The organism is Streptomyces sp. NRRL S-350 (assembly GCF_000719705.1).
Classification (GTDB): domain Bacteria; phylum Actinomycetota; class Actinomycetes; order Streptomycetales; family Streptomycetaceae; genus Kitasatospora.
This window is the reverse complement of record NZ_JOHO01000047.1, coordinates 47,409-53,940: the sequence shown is the minus strand read 5'-3', so window position 1 is coordinate 53,940 and position 6,532 is coordinate 47,409. Positions and strand designations below refer to the sequence as shown.

At 73.7% G+C, this 6,532-nt stretch carries 3 protein-coding genes and 2 pseudogenes; 3 read left to right on the top strand and 2 right to left on the bottom strand.

What is annotated here, in order from left to right; genetic code table 11:
• Positions 1-152: 152 nt before the first annotated feature.
• A pseudogene (locus IF30_RS47035) lies at positions 153-835 on the top strand (IS5 family transposase); the annotation flags it as partial.
• On the opposite strand, the pseudogene IF30_RS0130305 reads toward IF30_RS47035, so the two are convergent.
• Positions 833-1,162 (bottom strand): annotated as a pseudogene (locus IF30_RS0130305) (hypothetical protein); the annotation flags it as partial. The pseudogenes IF30_RS47035 and IF30_RS0130305 overlap by 3 nt on opposite strands.
• Before the next feature lie 39 nt (positions 1,163-1,201).
• The gene (locus IF30_RS0130300) at positions 1,202-1,525 is read right to left on the bottom strand and encodes a hypothetical protein (RefSeq protein ID WP_030244395.1); all 324 of its coding nucleotides are present in this window, start codon (positions 1,523-1,525) and stop codon (positions 1,202-1,204) included.
• A gap of 246 nt (positions 1,526-1,771) precedes the next feature.
• Between IF30_RS0130300 and IF30_RS50395 the strand changes: the two genes are divergently transcribed.
• Positions 1,772-3,796, top strand: coding sequence for an ATP-binding protein (locus IF30_RS50395; RefSeq protein ID WP_078891836.1), 2,025 nt, complete (start codon positions 1,772-1,774; stop codon positions 3,794-3,796).
• 64 nt (positions 3,797-3,860) lie between these two features.
• Entirely contained in the window at positions 3,861-6,218 is a 2,358-nt protein-coding gene (locus IF30_RS0130290; RefSeq protein ID WP_030244392.1) for a hypothetical protein, read from the top strand.
• Positions 6,219-6,532 lie beyond the last annotated feature (314 nt).

The following is a 6,532-nucleotide window of genomic DNA, read 5'->3' as shown; positions in this document are numbered from 1 at the left end:
GGCCTGGACCGGCGAATGCCCCACCTGCCACCGCGAGTTACCCACCACGCGCCAGGCAGGGCACACCCGACCACTTCGGACCTAACGAAGTACTACTAGGGCCTGTCCGGCGGATCTTGTGACCATCCGACAATGGGATCGTTGTTCTGGTCGTGGGGCGGGGAGATCTGACTAACGACGAGTGGATGCGGCTTGAGCCGCATCTGCCGAAATCCGGTGGCCGTGGCGGACGTTGGCGCGACCACCGGCTGGTGATCAACGGGATCCTGTTCCGGGTCCGCACCGGTGTGCCGTGGCGCGATCTGCCCGAGCGTTTCGGGAGCTGGAAGACCGTCTACGAGCGGCATCGGCGCTGGTCGGCGGACGGTACCTGGGACAGGATCCTCCAAGCTGTCCTGGCCGACGCCGATGCCCACGGCCGGGTGGACTGGAGCATGGTCAGCGTCGACTCGACCTCGTGCCGGGCCCACCAGCACGCGGCCGGGGCCCCGCGAAGAACGCCACGAGTCCCGAAAAAAGATCAACGCCTCGGCAGCACCGTCCCGACGAAGGACTCGGACGCTCCCGGGGCGGCCTGACCTGCAAAATCCACCTCGCCGGCGAAGGTGGACGCCGACCACTGGCGCTATTGATCACGCCCGGCCAGTGGGGCGACAGCCCGCAGCTGATCCCCGTGCTCGAACGGATCCGGGTCAAGCGCCTGGCCGGCGGGCACCCACGCAACCGCCCTGACCACCTCGGCGGCGACAAGGCCTACAGCTCCCGCCGCAACCGCCGCTACCTGCGCCGACGCCAGATCAAGCACACCATCCCCGAACCGAAGGACCAGCGGAGCGTCGGCCCGCTCTACCAAGCCAGCTGCGATGTCGTCCCAGTCCGGGCCGTGCATCCACAGGTTCTCGGCAGCCTCCCGCAGTAGCGCCGGCTCGTCAGGCCGCTGCAAAAGCACCAACCGATAGGCCAGATTCCGGATCCAGACTGGTAGATAGCCGTCGACCACGTGTGGGCAGAGCTCACGCAGCATGGCGAGGATCGCGTCCGCGTCAGCGAAGGTCAGCCGCTCAACGAAGAGGAACTCTTGGTGGTCGCGGTCGCACTCCGGTGTAGGACCGTACTCGTCGCCGTAGAGGCATCGCGCATACTCCGTCAGGGTGCTGTGCATGATCTGGAGCCTACGACGCCATGATCCGTCGGACAGAACCTAGTGGAGGGCGTGCGGGGAGTAGACCAGGGCGTCGACGTTGCCGTTGCCCTGCAGGGCGCCGATGTTCCCGGCGTTGCCGGTCACGGCGAGGCCGTTGTTCTGGTTGCTCGCGCCCGAACCGGTGGCCGTCTGCTGGGTGTTGACCACGTTGCCGTGGACGTTGCCGACGATGTTGCCGGAGCCCGCGTTGCTCACCACGGTGCCGTTGGAGTGGTCGATCGCGGCGGCGCCGTTGTCGGCGTGCGCGGTGGCGGCACCGACGCCGACGAGGAGGAACGCCCCGAGGGCGGTGACGGCGGCGGCTGCGCGAATACGGGACACGCTGGTCTCCCTGACTGGAAGTGCGAATTGGGGCGCGATCCGGAGTGGCCGCTCCGGCGCGCCGGGGCCTGACGTCGCCCGTCCAGCATTGACCGGCGGGGTGGACGAACTCCACCGACCGGGTGGCAATTCCTCCGATGGTGGGTCCGGTCAATTCACGGTTGACCGGATTCCGTCATTTGGTCAGACAAGTGCCCGAGAGAAAGAAATGGTCGACGGATTGTCGCACTGGCACACTGAGGACCCATGTCTGAAGGTGCCCCGCCCGAGCCCGTCCCCGCCGAGGAGCTGCGGACCACCGAGGTCGATCTCGGCGGCCTGGTGAACGTCCTCGCCACCCACCTCTACTCCACCCCGCTGGTCGCCCTGCGCGAACTCGTCCAGAACGCGCACGACTCGCACACGCGCCGGCTCCTGGAGGACCCGGAAGGCGACCACCGGCCGTCGATCCGGGTGCGCGCCGACGCCGCCCGGCGGACCCTCGCCATCGAGGACACCGGGGCCGGCCTCACCGAGCCCGAGATCCACTCCTACCTCGCCACCGTCGGCACCGGCTACACCCGCATGCTGCGCGAACTGACCGGCAACCAGGAGCTGATCGGCGCCTTCGGGCTGGGCTTCCTCTCCGCCTTCTCGATCGCCGACGAGGTCACCGTCACCACCACGTCGCACCGCGAGCCGGGACGCGGCCACCGCTACCGCAGCCGTGGCGGCGAGCAGTACCGGGTCGAGCCGGTGCCCGCCCGGCCCCGCCCGGGCAGCGTGGTCGAACTCGCGCTCAAGGCCGAGCACTCCCACCTCGCCGACGAGGACGTCCTGCGCGAAGTCCTCGGCCGCTACTGCGTGCTGCTGCCGATCCCGGTCCACGTCGGCGAGGACGAGCAGCCGGTCAACTCCGTCGAGGTGCCCTGGCGGCAGCAGGTGGAGGGCGACCGGTACGCCGCCCGCATGCGTTTCGCCACCGCGTTCGGCCGTCGCTTCGAGCCGCTGACCGCCTTCCCGGTGCACCCCGTCGACGGCGCCACCGACGCGGTCGGCCTGCTCTGGGTCCAGGACGGCGGCACCTACGGCAGCAGCGACAACCGTGACCTCGCCGTCTACCTGCGCGGCATGCTCCTCGCCGAGGACGCCCGCGACCTGCTGCCCAGCTGGGCCGGGTTCATCGGCGGCGTGGTCGAGTCCAACCGGCTCACCCCCACCGCCAGCCGCGAGGACCTCCAGCGCGACGAGCACTACCACGCGCTCCAGAAGGCCCTCGCCGACGCCATCGTCGACGGCCTGTACGAGACGGCCCGGCTGCACCCCGCCGCCTGGCGCCGCATCCTCACCCGGCACGGCCAGGACCTGCTCGGCGCCGCGCTCTGCGACGAGCGGCTGTTCACCCTGCTCGCCGACGACGTGCCGGTGCCCACCTCGCAGGGCGACCTCACGGCCGGGGCGCTGCGCGCCGCCGGAGGGGGAGCGGTGCACGTCGCGCTCGGCAGCGGCGGCGGGTTCGAGGAGATGCTGTACCGGGCGATGCGGGTGCCGATCGCGCGCGGCGACCGCTACGCCGTCCTGCCCTTCCTGCGCCGCTACGCCCGGTTGCGCGGCTGCCGGCTGGTCGAGCTGGGCTCCGAGCAGGGCAACCGCGAGCTGTTCCGCGACCCCGAACACCCGCTGCCGGCGGAGGAGTCGGCCTGGCTGGCAGGCGCCCTGGCCGACCCGGGCGAACAGCTCGTGCCGGCCCGCTTCGACCCGCCGGGCCTGCCGCTGGTGCTGGTCCCGGACCGCGAGGCCGAGCTGAAGGCCCGGATCGAGGACGACCAGGCGGACGCCCGGATCCCGTCCGCCGCACTGCGGCTCGCCCGGGCCTTCACCGCCCGCACCGACGGCGAGGTCAAGGCCCGGCTCTACCTCAACCTGGCCAGTCCGGCGGTCCAGGACCTGCTCGCGGCCTACCGCACCGGACACACCGGCAGCGCCACGGCGGCCGGGCTGCTCCGCTCGCTGAAGGTGATCATGGCGGCGGCCTCGTCCGGGCCCGCCCAGGGCGACCTCACGGCCGCGCTGACCGGCGTCGCCACCGCCGTCTCGGCGCTGACCGCCGAAGTCCCGGCCGGCCTGCCGGACGTCCCGGACAGCCCCGGCGCGCTCTCCGACCTGCCGGACCGCCCCGGAGCCGACCGGGATCTGCCGGGCAGCCCCGGAGCCGTCCGGGATCTGCCGGACCGCCCCGGAGCCGACCGGGATCTGCCGGACCGCCCCGGAGCCGACCGGGACGAGGCGTGACGGACGGATTGTCAGTGGTCCGCGGTAGACAACTCATCAGCACGATGCAGGGGGAAGACGAAGCATGACCACCGACATCTGGGCGTGGGTGCGCGACACCCACCGGCAGCTGGCCGAGGCCGGCCACCACCGGCTGGCCGACGCCATCGTCGAGCTGCCCGAGCACGCCACCGAGGGGCGCAACGACCAGCTCGACGCGCTCTACCCGGAGGCGGTCGCCGCGGCGCGGGCGCTCGACCTGCCCTGGGTGGAGGTGTACCTGCGGCACTGGCGGATGCAGAACCTGCTGAACAAGCGCCAGCAGGGCGAGTCGGTGATGCCCGAGGCGGTCGACCTGCTGGACTTCGCCCACCGGGAGGAGACCGCCGGCTGCCCGCAGTCCGTCTGCGTGGTGCAGGACTTCGCCATCTGCCACGCCCGGGTCGACGGCCCCGGGTACGTGACCGAGCGGCTGGAGGTGGTCGGCGAGACGCTCGGCCGGATCGACCCCGGCCGCGCCTGCTACGACTGCCTCTCCCGCGAGTACTCCGACGCCCTGGAGGACGACGGCCGGGCGCCCGAGGCGCTCGACTACCTGGACACCGCCGCCAACCGGATGCGGGCGGCCGGCCAGCGGGTCTCGCTCCGCTTCCACCAGGCCCGGGCCGGCACCCTGCACCTGCTGGGCCGGCACGAGGAGGTGCTGGAGCTGCTGGCGACGGCCGAGCGGGCCGAGCAGGCGCAGGGCCACCGGCTGGACGAGCGCGACCAGCGCTGGGGCGCCCTGCTGCGGGCCCGCGCGCTCGCCGCCCTCGGCCGGACGGAGGAGGCGCTCGCCCTGCTCCCCGACCGCGCCGAGGCAGAGCTCCACGCCGACCTGCGGCCCGGGTGGACGCAGACGGTCGAACTGCTGGTCGCGGCCGGGGCCTGGGAGAACGACGCCGCGCTGGGCGCCGTGCTGGCCGGCTGGGTCGGCTACCTGGACGGGGTAGGAGCGCACCGGCCCTGCGTGGACCTGCTGCTGGCGGCGGGCCGGCTCGCGCTCTCCCGCGGCGCCCGTACGGTGGCGCTCACGCTCGCCGCCACCGGGGAGCGCAAGCTCACGGAGCTGCGGCGCACCGACGGCGTGTCGGAGGAGGTCGCCGCCCTGCGCGCGGCCGCCGAAGCGCTGCCGGTGCCGCAGCTGCCCGTCCCGCCGGGCGAGCTGGCGGCGCACGTGGCCGAGGCGGGAGTGCCTTACGAGACCGGCGCCGACCTGCTCTCCGTCGCCCTGGACCGGTACCGGGGTGAGCAGGCCGGCGCCACCGGGCTGGCGGTGCTGCTGGCCACCGTGCTGAGCAGCCTCGGCCACGTCCGGGCCGCCGCCGACCTGCTGTGGCAGCGGCTGGAGGCCGCCCCGGAGGACCGGGAGCTGGCCGGCGCGCTCGCCGAGGCGCTGATCGAGGCCCGGGACGGCGAGGGCGTGCGCCGCCTCGCCGACCGGACGGCCGCCACCGCCCCGGCCGACGCGCACTGGACCCGCGCCCGCTGGGCCGCCGCCGAGGGCCGCTGGGCGGAGGCGCTGGAGCAGTGCGAGGCGATCCTGGCGCTGGACGACGCGGTGCTCAACACCCGGCGCCTCGCCGCCCGTGCCGCCACCGAGCTGGGCGACCACGCCACCGCGCAGCGGCTCCTCCGGGAGCTGCTGGAGCGCGCCCTGCCCGCCGAGGACGCCCCGGCGGGGGAGGGCCACCGGACGGTCCAGGAGTCCGACCTCTGGCACCTGATCACCGCCGCCACCGCCAACCGGGACTGGGCCGCGGTCCGCTCCGCCGGCGCGCTGCTCGGCATCGAGTTCGACGAGCCCGAGGGCCCGGTGGACGAGGAGTGGCAGCTGGTCACCGTCCGGGCCGTCCGCACCAACGGCTCGACGGCCGACCTGCCCGCCGTCCGGACGGGCCCGGCCACCGCCCGGATCCTGCCCGTGCTCGGCGACGACCTGACGCTCAACCACGGCGACGTGGTGGTCTTCGCCCCGGCACTGCTGGAGCGCCCGCCGGCCGAGGACGCCCCCGAGGAGGAGCAGCGGCGCTGGCGCCCGGTGTTCGAGATGCTCACCCTGCTCGACCCGGCGGGGTACACCACCTACTGGATCGACGGCGGCTGGCCGGGAGACGAGCGGTGGGACACCCTGCGCGAGGAGCTGCGGGAGGCCGGGTACGCGGTCTGGGCGTACAGCGGGGACCAGTACCGGATCACCGATCCGGCCGGAGACGGTGACACGCTGCCCGGGATCTACGCGGCCCTCGGGGTGCCGCCGACCGCCGCGGCCGCCGAGGCCGACGCCCTGCTGCACCGGCTGACCGGCGACTGGCCGCACCCCCTCGCCTGGCCGGCCCTGGCCGAGGCGGCCGGCGCGGACCTCGCCCGGCACGAGGAGATCACCGAGCGCTACGGCCTCTGACCGGAGTCGGAGGAGGCACCGCCGCACCTCCGTGGTCCTCGACCTGGCCGGTGGCGTGCTGGTCTCGGGGATCTCGGCGGTCGCGGGGACCTCGGGGGTTCCGCGGGCCCGGTGGTCCCGGTGATCCCGGTGATCCCGGTGGTTCCTGTGGTGCCCGGTGGTGGTCGAACTGCCGAGGCCCGCCGGTCGGGCAGGGCCCCGGCCGGCCGCCACCCCGCCGGGTAGGTGCCCGCCGCCCCGGCCACGGGACGTCGCGTACATGTGCGTCCGGCTGTTCGATCAGGCAAGGTGTAACCCGAGATCGAGCGGTGGCC